This is a genomic window from Pantoea sp. X-Soil-ISGK-275 (assembly GCF_059730795.1).
In genome coordinates this window covers 1,126,094-1,139,890 of record NZ_AP035976.1, presented here as the reverse complement: position 1 = coordinate 1,139,890, position 13,797 = coordinate 1,126,094, and the positions used below count along the sequence as shown (strand labels likewise).

The window sequence follows — 13,797 nt, the reverse complement described above, 5'->3', positions numbered from 1 at the left end:
GATGTTCGGAAAATTAACACTGGATGCAGTGCCATACCACGAACCCATTATCGTGGTTACGGTCGCCGCTATCATCTTAGGTGGTCTGGCACTGGTTGCTGCGATTACCTATTTTGGTAAGTGGCAGTACCTGTGGTCAGAATGGTTCACCTCCATCGACCACAAAAAACTGGGTATCATGTACATCATCATGGCGTTCGTCATGTTGCTGCGCGGCTTTGCCGATGCGGTAATGATGCGTACCCAACAAGTGATGGCTTCCGCTGGGGAAGCCGGCATACTCCCGCCACACCACTACGACCAGATCTTCACCGCTCACGGCGTGATCATGATCTTCTTCGTGGCGATGCCATTCGTGGTAGGTCTGATGAACATCGCGGTACCGCTGCAAATCGGTGCACGTGACGTTGCCTTCCCGTTCCTGAACAACCTGAGCTTCTGGTTTACCGCGATCGGTGTGATCCTGGTGAACATCTCTCTGGGTGTGGGCGAGTTTGCACAGACCGGCTGGTTGGCTTATCCGCCGCTTTCGGGTGCGGAGTACAGTCCTGGCGTCGGGGTCGATTACTGGATCTGGAGTCTCCAGCTGTCCGGTATCGGTACGACACTGACCGGTATCAACTTCTTCGTTACCATTCTGAAGATGCGTGCACCGGGCATGGACCTGTTCAAAATGCCGGTGTTCACCTGGGCATCACTGTGTACTAACGTCCTGATCATCGCTGCGTTCCCGGTACTGACCGTTACGCTGGCTCTGTTGACGCTTGACCGTTACCTTGGCTTCCATTTCTTCACCAATGAAATGGGCGGTAACATGATGATGTACGTCAACCTGATTTGGGTCTGGGGTCACCCGGAAGTGTACATCCTGGTTCTGCCGGTGTTTGGTGTCTTTGCTGAAGTCACGGCTACCTTCTCTAAAAAGCGTCTGTTCGGTTACACCTCTCTGGTGTGGGCGACCATCGCGATTACCGTCTTGTCGTTCATCGTTTGGCTGCACCACTTCTTCACCATGGGTGCGGGCGCGAACGTAAACGCCTTCTTCGGTATCATGACGATGATCATCGCTATCCCGACCGGCGTGAAAATCTTCAACTGGCTGTTCACCATGTATCAGGGTCGCGTTGAGTTCCACTCAGCGATGCTGTGGACCATCGGCTTCCTGGTGACCTTCTCGATTGGTGGTATGACAGGTGTTCTGCTGGCGGTTCCGGGTGCGGACTTCATTCTGCACAACAGCCTGTTCCTGATCGCGCACTTCCATAACGTGATTATCGGTGGTGTGGTGTTCGGTTGTATGGCTGGCGTGACCTACTGGTTCCCGAAAGCATTCGGCTTCACGCTGAATGAAAAATGGGGCATCCGCGCGTTCTGGTTCTGGATCATCGGCTTCTTCGTGGCATTCATGCCGCTGTATGCGCTGGGCTTCATGGGTATGACGCGTCGTATCAGCCAGGACATCGATCCTCAGTTCCACTCACTGCTGGTCGTTGCAGCAGGCGGTGCGGCGCTGATCGCTTGCGGTATCCTGTGCCAGATTACCCAGTTCTACGTTTCTGTGCGTGATCGCGACCAGAACCGTGATCTGACCGGTGACCCGTGGGGTGGACGTACGCTGGAGTGGGCAACCTCTTCGCCGCCGCCGTTCTACAACTTTGCTGTTATCCCGCATATCCACGAGCGCGATGCGTTCTGGGAAATGAAAGAGAAAGGCGAAGCGTACAAGCAGCCAGAAAAATATGAAGAAATTCATATGCCGAAAAACAGCGGCGCAGCTGTTGTTATCGCGGCCCTGATGACTGTCTTCGGTTTCGCCATGATCTGGCATATCTGGTGGCTGGCTGGCCTCACATTCGTGGGCACCATCATCACCTGGATTGTGAAGAGCTTCGATGAAGACGTGGATTACTACGTACCGGTTGCTGAAGTCGAGCAGATCGAGAAGAAGCACTTTGACGAAATCAGCAAAGCAGGTCTGAAATAATGTCAACTGAAACTGCAAAACACCACCACGACGCCCATGCGGAGCATGGGCATCACGATGCAGGAGCCAATAAAGTCTTTGGCTTCTGGATCTACCTGATGAGTGACTGCATTATCTTCGCAACCCTGTTTGCGACCTATGCAGTAATGGTCAATAACACTGCCGGTGGCCCGGCAGGTAAAGACATCTTCGAACTGCCGTTCGTTCTGGTCGAAACCGCGCTCCTGCTGCTCAGCTCCATTACTTATGGAATGGCAGTGATTGCGATGAACAACCAGAACAAAGGTTCGGTCATCAGCTGGTTAGCGTTGACCTTCCTGTTCGGTGCTGGCTTTATCGGCATGGAAATCTATGAATTCCATCACCTGATCAAAGAAGGCTTCGGTCCTGATCGCAGCGGCTTCCTGTCAGCGTTCTTCACGCTGGTCGGCACGCACGGTCTGCACGTGACCTCTGGCCTGATCTGGATGGCAGTGATGATGTTCCAGATTTCTAAACGTGGTCTGACTGCAACCAACCGCACCCGTATCATGTGCCTCAGCTTGTTCTGGCACTTCCTGGATGTGGTTTGGATCTGCGTATTCACCGTTGTCTACCTGATGGGAGCCATGTAATGAGTCATTCTGTTAACGAACATGGCGCTTCGCACGGTAGCGTGAAGTCTTACATGATCGGCTTCGTCCTCTCTATCATCCTGACCGGCATTCCGTTCTGGATGGTGATGGATGGCGGCGCTTCACACGGCACTATTCTGGGTGTGGTTCTGGTGTGCGCGGTAGTTCAGGTGCTGGTTCACCTCGTCTACTTCCTGCACTTAGACAGCAAATCAGAAGGTGGCTGGAACATGGTGGCCATCGTCTTCTCAGCACTCATTATCTTGATTGTTGTTGTAGGCTCACTGTGGATTATGTGGAACCTCAACTACAACATGATGGCCCACTAAAGAGTCGCGTAATGATTAAGCAATACCTGCAAGTAACAAAACCAGGAATTATTTTCGGCAATTTAATTTCTGTGATCGGTGGATTCCTGCTGGCTTCGAAAGGCAGCATTGATTACACCCTGTTTCTCGCCTCGCTGGTGGGCGTATCGCTGGTTGTCGCATCAGGTTGTGTTTTTAACAACGTGATTGACCGCGATATCGACATCAAAATGGAGAGAACGCGGAACCGTGTTCTGGTCAAAGGCCTGATCTCGGCGAAAGTAAGCCTGGTTTATGCAACCGCATTGGGTATTGCTGGCTTTGCGTTGCTGTATTTCGGCGCTAACCCGCTGGCCATGTGGCTGGCGGTGATGGGCTTCGTGGTTTACGTAGGCGTTTACAGCCTCTATATGAAGCGTAACTCTGTCTACGGCACGCTGATTGGTAGTCTCTCTGGCGCTGCGCCGCCGGTGATTGGCTACTGCGCAGTGACCAACCAGTTTGATGCTGGCGCGTTGATTTTACTGGCTATCTTTAGCCTGTGGCAGATGCCGCACTCCTATGCGATTGCCATCTTCCGCTTTAAAGATTACCAGGCTGCCAACATTCCGGTTCTGCCGGTGGTGAAAGGCATCTCAGTGGCAAAAAATCATATTACGCTGTATATCCTGGCGTTCATGATTGCCACGCTGATGCTGACCCTTGGCGGTTACGCGGGCTACAAATATCTGGTGGTGGCTGCAGCCGTTAGCGTGTGGTGGCTCGGCATGGCACTTTCAGGTTACAAAACCTCAAACGACAAAGTTTGGGCACGTAAACTGTTTGTGTTCTCGATTGTCGCTATCACCGCCCTGAGCGTGATGATGTCGGTTGATTTCATGACGCCAGCGTCGAAGGATTTGCTGACTTACGTCTGGTAATTCAGCTCCGCAAAACCAGAAAGGGCGCGAATTTCGCGCCCTTTCTTTTTGTTACCACTGCTTAAGAACAAATGTTTTACCCGCCCTGCCCTGCTGCCTAAAATGGGCGCAGTATAATTTTGAGGTAAACATGAACGACAATAAAATGACGCCAGTAGAGCTTCGCGCTACATGGGGTTTAGGTACCGTTTTTTCCCTGCGCATGCTGGGAATGTTTATGGTCTTGCCGGTACTCACCACGTACGGCATGGCGTTACAGGGCGCCAGTGAAACACTGATTGGTCTCGCAATCGGTATCTATGGTTTGGCACAAGCCATCTTCCAGATTCCATTTGGTCTGCTCTCCGATCGCGTCGGCCGTAAGCCACTGATCGTCGGCGGACTGCTGCTGTTCGTTTTCGGCAGCGTAATCGCCGCCACCTCCGACACCATTTGGGGCGTGATTTTAGGCCGCGCATTACAAGGTTCCGGCGCGATTGCCGCCGCGGTAATGGCGTTGCTGTCGGACTTAACCCGTGAACAGAACCGCACCAAAGCGATGGCGTTTATCGGCATCAGCTTTGGCGTCACCTTTGCCATTGCCATGGTAGTTGGCCCGATTGTCACCCACGCGCTCGGCTTGCACGCGCTATTCTGGATGATCGCCATCCTCGCGACGCTGGGCATCGTCATCACCTTATTAGTGGTGCCGAATGCGCCAAATCACGTATTGAACCGCGAATCCGGCATGGTGAGAGGCAGCATCCGTGCGGTGCTGACCAATCCAAAACTGTTAAAACTGAATATCGGCATTCTCTGCCTGCACATTCTGTTGATGTCGAGCTTCGTGGCGCTGCCGGGACAGTTTGAGCAAGCCGGTTTACCGGCGGCAGAACACTGGAAAGTTTATCTGGTGACCATGCTGGTGGCGTTTGTCGCTGTGGTGCCTTTCATTATCTATGCCGAAGTGAAGCGCCGCATGAAGCGCGTGTTCGTTGGCTGCGTGGCGATCATCATCATCGCGGAAATCGTATTGTGGGGCGCGGCAGGCCACTTCTGGACGCTGGTGATTGGCGTGCAGCTGTTCTTCCTCGCCTTCAACCTGATGGAAGCGATTCTGCCATCGCTGATCAGTAAAGAGTCGCCGCCGGGCTATAAAGGCACCGCTATGGGCATTTACTCCACCAGCCAGTTCATTGGCGTGGCGATTGGCGGCAGCATGGGCGGATGGATCTATGGTCATGTAGATGCACAAACCGTGTTCCTGGTCGGCGCGATCGTCGCGGCTGCCTGGCTGTTTGTGGCAATGTCGATGCAGGAACCGCCTTACGTTAGCAGCCTGCGCATTATGCTCAGCGATGCGGTGCTGGCAGTGCCAAACCTCGAGAAGCGTTTGAAAGCGCAGCCCGGCGTGGCGTCGGTGTTTATCGTGCCGGAAGAGAAAAGTGCCTACATCAAAATCGACAGTAAAGTGACGAGCCGCGTCGAACTTGAAGCGCTGCTCGCCAGCTGTTAAATGACAAGCCCGACCACTGCGTCGGGCTTTTTTGTTACAGCGACATATCCACCACAATACGCCCTTCAATCTTGCCAGCGTGCATACGCGCGAAGATATCGTTGATATTCGTCAGCGGTTCAACCGCCACGGTGGCTTTCACCTTGTGACGACCGGCGAAATCCAGCGCTTCCTGCAGATCTTTGCGCGTACCGACGATGGAACCGCGCACCGTAATGCCGTCCAACACCATATCGAAAATCGACAGATCGAATTTGCCCGGCGGCAAACCGTTCAGCACCATGGTGCCGCCACGACGCAGCGTACCAATCGCCTGTTCGAACGCTTTTGGTGAAACCGCCGTGACCAGCACGCCGTGCGCACCGCCAAAACTCTCCTGGAACACCTTGGCCGGATCGACATTTTTCGCATTCGCCACCACGCTGGCACCGAGACGTTTAGCAAACTCCAGCTTCTCATCATCGATATCCACCGCCGCCACGTTCAGACCCATCGCCACCGCGTACTGCACCGCCATATGCCCTAAACCGCCGATACCGGAAATCACCACCCAATCGCCGGGTTTGGTGTCGGTCATTTTCAGCCCTTTATACACGGTGACACCGGCACAGAGGATTGGCGCGATTTCGTTGTAATCGACGTTATCCGGAATGATGCCGACATAGTTGGCATCGGCGAGGCAGTATTCCGCGAAGCTGCCATTCACTGAGTAACCGGCATTTTGCTGCGACAGACACAGCGTTTCCCAGCTATCGAGACAGTGTTCGCAGTGACCGCACGCCGAATAGAGCCACGGCACACCGACGCGATCGCCCATTTTCAGGTGCTTAACGCCCTCGCCGAGCGCCACAACCTGGCCCACACCTTCGTGGCCCGGAATAAATGGCGGATTAGGTTTAATCGGCCAGTCGCCTTCGGCGGCGTGGAGATCGGTATGGCATACGCCGGTCGCCGCGATTTTCACCAAAATCTGCCCCGGCCCAACCTGCGGCACCGGCACCTGCTCAATCACTAACGGTTCACCAAAAGCCTTCACAACGGCGGCTTTCATGGTGGTTTTGATTTGCATATTCATCTTTCACTCTCCATTTGATCGGATGCGGACTCAGAACAGGCCCAAAGGCGCGGTGCCATAGCTAACCAGCAGATTTTTGGTTTGTTGATAGGCGCTGAGCGCCATCTTGTGCGTCTCACGGCCAACACCCGACTGCTTGTAGCCGCCGAATGCCGCGTGAGCGGGATAGATGTGATAACAGTTGGTCCAGACGCGCCCCGCTTTGATGCCGCGTCCCATGCGATAAGCCAGATTGGTATCGCGCGTCCACACGCCCGCACCAAGACCGAACTGGGTTTCGTTGGCGATGGCGAGCGCTTCTGCCTCATCCTTAAAGGTGGTAACACCAATCACCGGGCCAAAAATCTCCTCCTGGAAACAGCGCATCTGGTTGGTTCCTTTGATTAAGGTCGGCTGAATGTAGAATCCATCATTCAGCTCGGTGGCCATGCTGGCGCGATCGCCACCGGTGAGAATCTGCCCGCCTTCGTCGCGAGCGATGTTGATATATGACAGGATTTTGTCGAATTGCTGGCGTGAAGCCTGCGCGCCAATCATGGTGTCGCTATCGAGCGGATCGCCACGACGGATATTCGCCACCTTTGCCATCACGCGATCCATAAAGAGTTGATAGATCGATTCGTGAATCAACGCGCGTGACGGACAGGTACAGACTTCACCCTGATTGAAGAAACCGAGCACTAACCCTTCCACCGCTTTCTCAATAAACTCATCCTCGCCGTCCATTACATCGGCAAAGTAGATATTCGGCGACTTGCCGCCCAGCTCGACGGTGCAGGGAATGATGTTTTCGGCGGCACAGGCCATGATGTGACGACCCACCGGCGTTGAACCGGTAAAGGCGATTTTAGCGATGCGTTTGCTGGTCGCCAGCGCTTCACCCGCTTCACGGCCAAAGCCCTGCACCACATTCAACACGCCAGCCGGGAACAGATCGCCAATCACTTCCATCAGCAGCGTAATGCCCAGCGGCGTCTGTTCCGCCGGTTTCAGCACCACACAGTTGCCCGCCGCCAGCGCTGGAGCCAGTTTCCACGCCGCCATTAACAGCGGGAAGTTCCACGGAATGATTTGCCCAACCACGCCGAGCGGTTCATGGAAGTGATATGCCACGGTAGTTTCATCGATCTCCGCGGTGCTGCCCTCTTGCGCGCGCAGGCAACCGGCGAAGTATCGGAAGTGATCCACCGCCAGCGGCAGATCGGCATTCAGGGTTTCGCGGATTGGTTTCCCGTTATCCCAGCTCTCCGCTACCGCCAGTTTTTCGAGATTGGCCTCAATACGGTCCGCCACCTGCAGCAGGATGTTGGCACGATGCTGCACGCTGGTTTTTCCCCAGGCATCGGCCGCCTGATGCGCCGCGTCCAGCGCTAAATCGATATCACGCGCATCCGAACGCGGAAACTGCGCGATATCACTGCCATTCACTGGCGAGGTGTTGGTGAAGTATTGGCCGCTGAGCGGCTCGACGAATTTGCCCGCAATGTAGTTGCCGTAAGTCGCCTGAAATGAAACCAAAGCGCCGGGCGTGCCGGGATGTGCATAACGCATCGCAAACTCCTTTATGTAGGGTCAGATAATCTGAAAGGTCAGTCGCCATTCAGAGAACATGCTGTCAAAGAAGCTATTGCAGCGGGCGTGCCAGCTTTTTTCATCAGCTGATTATTTGAAAAAATATAAATTTAATCATCAAGTTATAAATCCACGTGTGGCTTGGTTTGCAGATGTTGTGCAGAAAAGTTCACCATCTGTGTTGCGTATCGCAACAGTACAGAAACCGACCCGCTACAATGCTGCAACACTTTCGCTTGGGCATGAGGTCATCAATGCAGGGAAATCCATCCGCGTCTGCCGTTAACACCAATCCGCTGTTAAGCGACTCCTGGTTTCGTAGCCAGCTGTATGGTCTCGATCGCACCGCCGATGATTTTCCTCGTGTTCGTCAGGGTGAACTGGCCGATGTGCTCGCCAGCAATGCCAGGCTGCAGCAGTTCGCGCAGCCGGTTATTAAACAGCTGGCGCAGAGACTGGCCGAGAAGCAATCGGTGGTGATTCTGTCGGATGCCACCGGTTTGGTGTTGAATACCTTTGGCGATATGCCTTCGATGGAAAAAGCCCAACGTTATGCGCTGGCGCCGGGCAATTTGTGGAGTGAATGCGGGCGTGGCACCAATGCGATTGGCACCGCGCTGGCGATTGATGACGGCTGCGAAATTGAAGGTCATCAGCACTTCCTGACGCTCAATCAAGGCTTGTACTGCGCGGCGATGCCGCTGCAAATGCCGAACGGCCAAATTGCTGGCGTGCTGGATATTTCCGGCCCGGCGCACTTCCCGCATCCGCAAACCTTTAATTGGGTGAAAGCGGCGGCGAAACAGATCGAATACCTGTGGGTAAAACAGAGCCTGCATCCGCAGCAATGGTTGATGAGCCTGCATCTGCAGCCGCAGGGCATCGATACCAGCGATGAACTGCTGCTGGTGTTCTCGGACAACGTCCTGACCGCCGCTAATCGTCTGGCGATGCGCGAACTGGCGCTAAGCGTCGAACAACTCGGCAGCGTGACCTTTCAACAACTGTTCCCGCAACAGCAGCAGCAAGCCAACACCATTCCCGTTTCGCTCGATTACGCCACGCAGCGCTACTATTTCCGCCTGCGTGCGCCGCAGCGCAGCCATTTTGCCACGCCGAGCGAGCCCGCCAGCGATCTGCCCTTCTCGCTGGGCCGCGATGGCGAAAAGATGGTGCGGCTGCTCAATGCCGGCGTTTCACTGTGCATTCACGGCGAAACCGGCAGCGGCAAAGAGTATGTCAGTCGCGCACTGCATCTGCAGAGCCGCTGGCGCGAAGGCAAATTCGTTGCCATTAACTGCGCGGCCATCCCCGAAGCGCTGATTGAATCTGAGCTGTTTGGCTATCAACCCGGCGCGTTCACCGGCGCCAGCAAGCATGGCTATATTGGCAAAATCCGTGAAGCGGATGGCGGCGTGCTGTTCCTCGATGAAATTGGCGATATGCCGCTGGCGCTGCAAACCCGCTTGCTACGGGTGTTGCAGGAGAAAGAGGTGGCGCCGCTCGGCTCCAGCCGCAGCTGGCCGGTGAATTTTGCGGTGATCAGCGCCACGCACCGCGATTTGGCACAACGCGTCGCAGAAGGCGAATTCCGCGAAGATTTGCTCTATCGCCTGCAGGAATTCTCAATGACCATTCCGCCGCTGCGCGACTGGCCGGACGTAGAAGGTTTTATCAGCCGTTTATGGCTGGAGCTGGGCGGCGCGGATCGTGATATTCAGCTTTCACCTGCTTTATTAACAGCACTGGCACAGCTGCCGTGGCCGGGCAACGTGCGGCAATTGCGCAGCTTGTTACGCGTACTGCTGGCGCTGGCGGATGAAGGTGAGGAAGTCACTGAGGTGCATTTGCCGGCCGAGTATCGTCGCGCGGCGTTGCCGCCACAGCCCGATCGGCAGAGTCATGATGAACGGTTGATCAGCGAAACGCTGCAGCGCTTTAATGGCAATATCAGTAAAACGGCGGAAGCCTTAGGCGTCGCACGCAGCACGCTCTATCGTCGTGCGGCGCGCGACAAACGCGATTAGTCGCGGAAGTTTTTGAACTGGAAAGGCTGACCGAGGTTGCCACCGCGCACCAGCGCCATCGCACCTTGCAGATCGTCGCGTGACTTACCGGTTACGCGCAGTTCTTCACCCTGAATCTGCGTCTGCACTTTCAGCTTGCTGTCTTTAATCAGCTTCACAAGCTTTTTCGCGATATCGCTTTCGATACCTTTCTTCAGCTTGGCTTCCACCGACCAGCTTTTACCGCTGTGCACGATCTCTTCTGGCACTTCAATCGCCGCGCCTTCAATGCCACGCTTCAGCAGCTTTTCGCGCAGAATATCCACCAGCTGCTTTACCTGAAAATCAGATTCGCTGCTGAGTTTGATGGTCTCATTCTTTTCGTTGAGCTCAATGGTTGCGCTCACGTTACGGAAATCGAAACGGGTTGAGATCTCGCGGCTCGCATTCTCCACGGCATTTCGCACTTCCGACAATTCGACTTCGGAAACGATATCGAAAGATGGCATCTTTTCTTCTCCTGATACTAAAGTGACATGCATAATACGCGTCTTGTGGCGCTAATAAAACACGATACATGGAAAGCTATACTGACTCGTAACGTGAAAACCGGAACCCGCCCACGGGAGGCAAAATGAAAATTACCGTGTTGGGGTGTGGCGCCTTAGGTCAAATTTGGCTCGCCGCTCTCGCCCGTCAGGGACATGAGGTGCAGGGTTGGTTACGTGTGCCGCAGCCGTATTGCTCCGCCAACGTGGTCGATCCGCAAGGCCAGGTGAGCAATCACACCTTTATCGCCAACGATCCGCTGTTCCTCGCCGAAAGCCAGCTATTACTGGTGACGCTCAAAGCGCCGCAGGTTTCTCCTGCAGTGAAAAACCTGCAAAGCGTGCTGCCGACGCACGCGCCGATTCTGCTGCTGCATAATGGTATGGGTACGCTGGAAGAGTTGAAAGACCTGCGCCAGCCGCTGCTGCGCGGCATTACCACGCACGCCGCGATGCGCGACGGCACGGTGATCAAACATATCGCGCACGGCATCACGCACATTGGTCCTGCTAATCGCGAGAGCGCCGCGCTGAGCGATATCGCCGATATTCTGCATCAGGCGCTGCCGGACGTGGCCTGGCATGACAACATCGCCGCCGCCAGCTGGCGCAAGCTGGCCATCAACTGCGTAATCAACCCGATGACCGTTGAACACGATTGCCAAAACGGTGCGCTGCGTGCCTGGCCGGAACAAATAGCGTTGCTGTGCGAAGAGATCGCCTGGGTGATGGAGCGCGAAGGTCAGCACATGGCGGTGGATAATCTGCGCGATATTATTTACGACGTGATCGATAGCACCGCTGCCAATACCTCATCGATGCTGCAGGATGTGCGGGCGCAGCGTCTGACCGAAATTGATTACATCACCGGTTACCTCTTGCGTCGCGCCCGCGCGCAGGGCATTTCACTGCCGGAAAATACCCGTTTGTACGATCTGATTAAACGTAAGGAGTCCCACTATGAGCGCGAACGCATCGGTTCTGGTTTGCCTGGCACATGGAAGTGAAGAGACCGAAGCGGTCACCACTATCGATTTGCTGGTACGCGGCGGATTAAGCGTCACCACCGCCAGCGTGGAGAGCGATGGCACGCGTGAGATCGTCTGCTCGCGCGGTGTGCGGCTGCTGGCAGATGCGCCTTTGGTTGAGGTGGCGGACAACGATTACGATGCGATTGTACTGCCGGGCGGTTTGAAAGGCGCGGAGACTTTCCGCGACAGCCCATTGCTGGTGGAAACCGTGCGCCAGTTCCATCTCTCCAGCAAAATTGTGGCGGCAATTTGTGCCGCGCCGGGCACGGTTTTGGTCACGCACGATCTGTTTCCCGTCGGCAATATGACCGGTTTTCCCGGCCTGCGTGACACCATTCCAGACAGTAAATGGATGGAGCGCCGCGTAGTGTGGGATCCGCGCGTTAATCTGCTGACCAGCCAGGGACCGGGCACCGCGATTGATTTTGCGTTGAAGCTGATTGATTTGCTGGTGGATAAAGAGACCGCGCGTGAAGTGGCTTCACAGCTGGTGTTGGCGGCGGGAATTTATAATTATCAGGAGTTTGAAGAGCGTTGATAATAGAGGTCGCCATAAATGGCGACCCTACCAATTACGGGCGATAAACTTTTACGTTTTTGAAGCCCTGCTCGTGCAGATAGAGCGCCTGCAGGCGACTCATCACACCGCGATCGCAATACAGCAGCCAGGTTTTGCTCTGGTCCAAATCGCCAAACTGGGTGCTGAGTTTGTAGAACGCCAACGTTTTCACTTCAACGCCTTCAACTTCCAGCGGCTTTGCTTCCTGCTCATCGGCCGAACGGATATCCAGCACTACGTCGTTGCGGGTGAAAGAGTCAACGGTTTCAACTTCCACCACTTCTTCTTCCGTCTGCTCGGCGATTTCACGGATGTCGACGTTGCTGGCTTCCTGCACCACGCGATTAAGAATCTCGAAATCGAAGTTTTGCTCTTCCGCTTCGATCTTGCCCTTCACCGCTTTAACGGTTGGGCTTTTCGAAATCACACCGCAATACTCTGGCATGGTGCGGGCAAAATCTTCAGTGCCGATCTTACGCGCCACATCGATGATGTGCTCTTTATCATGGGAGATAAGCGGACGCAGAATCAGCGTATCAGAGGCGTTATCGATCAAACGCAGGTTAGTCAGCGTCTGGCTGGAAACCTGGCCCAGCGCTTCGCCGGTCACCAGCGCCTGCACGCCGTAACGCTCCGCCACCATCGACGCCGCACGCACCATCATGCGCTTCAGCACCACGCCCATTTGGCCGTCGTCCACTTTCTCCAGAATCTCACCGACTACCGGCTCGAAGTTGATCGCCACGAAACGCACGCGGTGCGAGCGACCAAAACGCTGCCAGAGATAATGCGCAACCTGACGCACGCCTATCTCGTGTGCCGCACCGCCAAGGTTGAAGAAGCAGTAATGCACGCGGCAGCCGCGGCGCATTAGCATATAGCTCGACACGCCGGAGTCGAAACCGCCGGAAATCAGTGACAGCACATCTTCCTGGGTACCAATCGGGAAACCGCCTAAGCCTTCATAGCGTGCGGTGATCAGCAACAGGCGATCGTCTTCGATCTCCAGATTCACCGTTTCCTCCGGGCGATTGAGCTGCACGCGCGCGCTGGCGATGTGCTGATTAAGGCCGCCGCCCACATAGCGTTCCACGTCCTGCGAGCTGAAGCTGTGCTTGCCGCGACGCTTCACGCGCACGCAGAAACTTTTGCCTTCCAGACGCTCGCGGTTCAGCACCAGCGTCTGCTCGAAAATATCGTGCATATCGGTGTACGAGCGATCTTCTACCGCGAGCACATGATGTATGCCCGGAATGCGCGTCAGTTCGGTGACAAGGGTCTCACGCAGCGACTCATTTTTAGAACGCACTTCAATGTGGTCCCAATGGCGCACGACTTTGATGTCTTCATCGACAGTGCGCAGAATATTACGAATGCTACTGGAGAGAATTTTGATAAAGCGCAGACGCACCGACTGACTTTTGATGGTGATTTCTGGGAACAGCTTGACGATAAACTTCATGGCGACAGGGATTCGTTTGGACAAATAAGTGCTAAAAGCATCAGCACTTAACTGTTAAAATCATATAATTGCGGGTTGATTCAGGAGCCCCCGCATCCGAGGCGCAAAAGTATACCACCTTTGCTGGGTGACTGCTTTAAGCAACCTTCTTCACATTCATTATTTTGCTAATTAATCCCTGTCGGCTACCATGACCAATTGCAAGATAATGTCCTAACCTGTG

At 54.8% G+C, this 13,797-nt stretch carries 13 protein-coding genes; 9 read left to right on the top strand and 4 right to left on the bottom strand.

The features are described from left to right. The first annotated feature begins 1 nt into the window (after position 1). The 5 genes from cyoB (at position 2) to AC6I8A_RS05165 (ending at position 5,321) form a co-directional block, all read left to right on the top strand. Positions 2-1,984, top strand: a complete 1,983-nt coding sequence (gene cyoB / locus AC6I8A_RS05185) for a cytochrome o ubiquinol oxidase subunit I (protein WP_436331660.1) — start codon at positions 2-4, stop codon at positions 1,982-1,984. Further along, a complete protein-coding gene (locus tag AC6I8A_RS05180; protein WP_007886985.1) occupies positions 1,984-2,598 on the top strand; it encodes a cytochrome o ubiquinol oxidase subunit III in 615 nt (204 codons plus the stop codon). The genes cyoB and AC6I8A_RS05180 overlap by 1 nt, the downstream gene beginning before the upstream one ends. Further along, positions 2,598-2,927 (top strand): cytochrome o ubiquinol oxidase subunit IV, encoded by a 330-nt coding sequence (locus AC6I8A_RS05175; protein ID WP_007886986.1) that lies wholly within the window; start codon positions 2,598-2,600, stop codon positions 2,925-2,927. Before AC6I8A_RS05180 ends, AC6I8A_RS05175 begins: the two co-directional genes overlap by 1 nt. A gap of 11 nt (positions 2,928-2,938) precedes the next feature. After that, the gene (gene cyoE / locus AC6I8A_RS05170; protein WP_008103945.1) at positions 2,939-3,826 is read left to right on the top strand and encodes a heme o synthase; all 888 of its coding nucleotides are present in this window, start codon (positions 2,939-2,941) and stop codon (positions 3,824-3,826) included. Positions 3,827-3,956: 130 nt separating this feature from the next. Then, positions 3,957-5,321, top strand: coding sequence for an MFS transporter (locus tag AC6I8A_RS05165; RefSeq protein ID WP_497818128.1), 1,365 nt, complete (start codon positions 3,957-3,959; stop codon positions 5,319-5,321). A 34-nt stretch (positions 5,322-5,355) separates the two neighbouring features. Here the strand turns inward: AC6I8A_RS05165 and adhP are convergent, their stop codons facing one another. Together adhP and exaC are read right to left on the bottom strand one after the other, a co-directional pair. Then, positions 5,356-6,390, bottom strand: a complete 1,035-nt coding sequence (gene adhP / locus AC6I8A_RS05160; RefSeq protein WP_497818933.1) for an alcohol dehydrogenase AdhP — start codon at positions 6,388-6,390, stop codon at positions 5,356-5,358. 36 nt (positions 6,391-6,426) lie between these two features. Then, complete coding sequence (exaC, locus tag AC6I8A_RS05155; protein WP_497818127.1) at positions 6,427-7,947, bottom strand: acetaldehyde dehydrogenase ExaC; 1,521 nt, start codon at positions 7,945-7,947, stop codon at positions 6,427-6,429. Between the two features lie 58 nt (positions 7,948-8,005). Here exaC and AC6I8A_RS05150 point away from each other — a divergent pair, with 58 nt between their 5' ends. Both AC6I8A_RS05150 and AC6I8A_RS05145 read left to right on the top strand, forming a co-directional pair. Continuing rightward, positions 8,006-8,254 (top strand): hypothetical protein, encoded by a 249-nt coding sequence (locus AC6I8A_RS05150; RefSeq protein WP_256695793.1) that lies wholly within the window; start codon positions 8,006-8,008, stop codon positions 8,252-8,254. Further along, positions 8,223-9,995, top strand: coding sequence for a sigma-54-dependent Fis family transcriptional regulator (locus tag AC6I8A_RS05145; protein ID WP_497818126.1), 1,773 nt, complete (start codon positions 8,223-8,225; stop codon positions 9,993-9,995). Before AC6I8A_RS05150 ends, AC6I8A_RS05145 begins: the two co-directional genes overlap by 32 nt. On the opposite strand, the gene AC6I8A_RS05140 is transcribed toward AC6I8A_RS05145, so the two are convergent. Continuing rightward, on the bottom strand, positions 9,992-10,483 hold the full coding sequence (locus AC6I8A_RS05140; protein ID WP_008103954.1) for a YajQ family cyclic di-GMP-binding protein: 492 nt from the start codon (positions 10,481-10,483) through the stop codon (positions 9,992-9,994). The genes AC6I8A_RS05145 and AC6I8A_RS05140 overlap by 4 nt on opposite strands. 125 nt (positions 10,484-10,608) lie before the next feature. Between AC6I8A_RS05140 and panE the strand changes: the two genes are divergently transcribed. Beyond that, entirely contained in the window at positions 10,609-11,529 is a 921-nt protein-coding gene (panE, locus tag AC6I8A_RS05135) for a 2-dehydropantoate 2-reductase (protein WP_293794338.1), read from the top strand. Beyond that, on the top strand, positions 11,483-12,091 hold the full coding sequence (gene yajL / locus AC6I8A_RS05130) for a protein deglycase YajL (RefSeq protein WP_265299779.1): 609 nt from the start codon (positions 11,483-11,485) through the stop codon (positions 12,089-12,091). The genes panE and yajL overlap by 47 nt, the downstream gene beginning before the upstream one ends. 34 nt (positions 12,092-12,125) lie before the next feature. Here yajL and thiI read toward each other — a convergent pair whose 3' ends face one another. Further along, positions 12,126-13,574: a tRNA uracil 4-sulfurtransferase ThiI gene (gene thiI / locus AC6I8A_RS05125; protein ID WP_256695789.1), complete on the bottom strand. Its 1,449-nt coding sequence runs from the start codon at positions 13,572-13,574 to the stop codon at positions 12,126-12,128. Between the last annotated feature and the right edge of the window lie 223 nt (positions 13,575-13,797).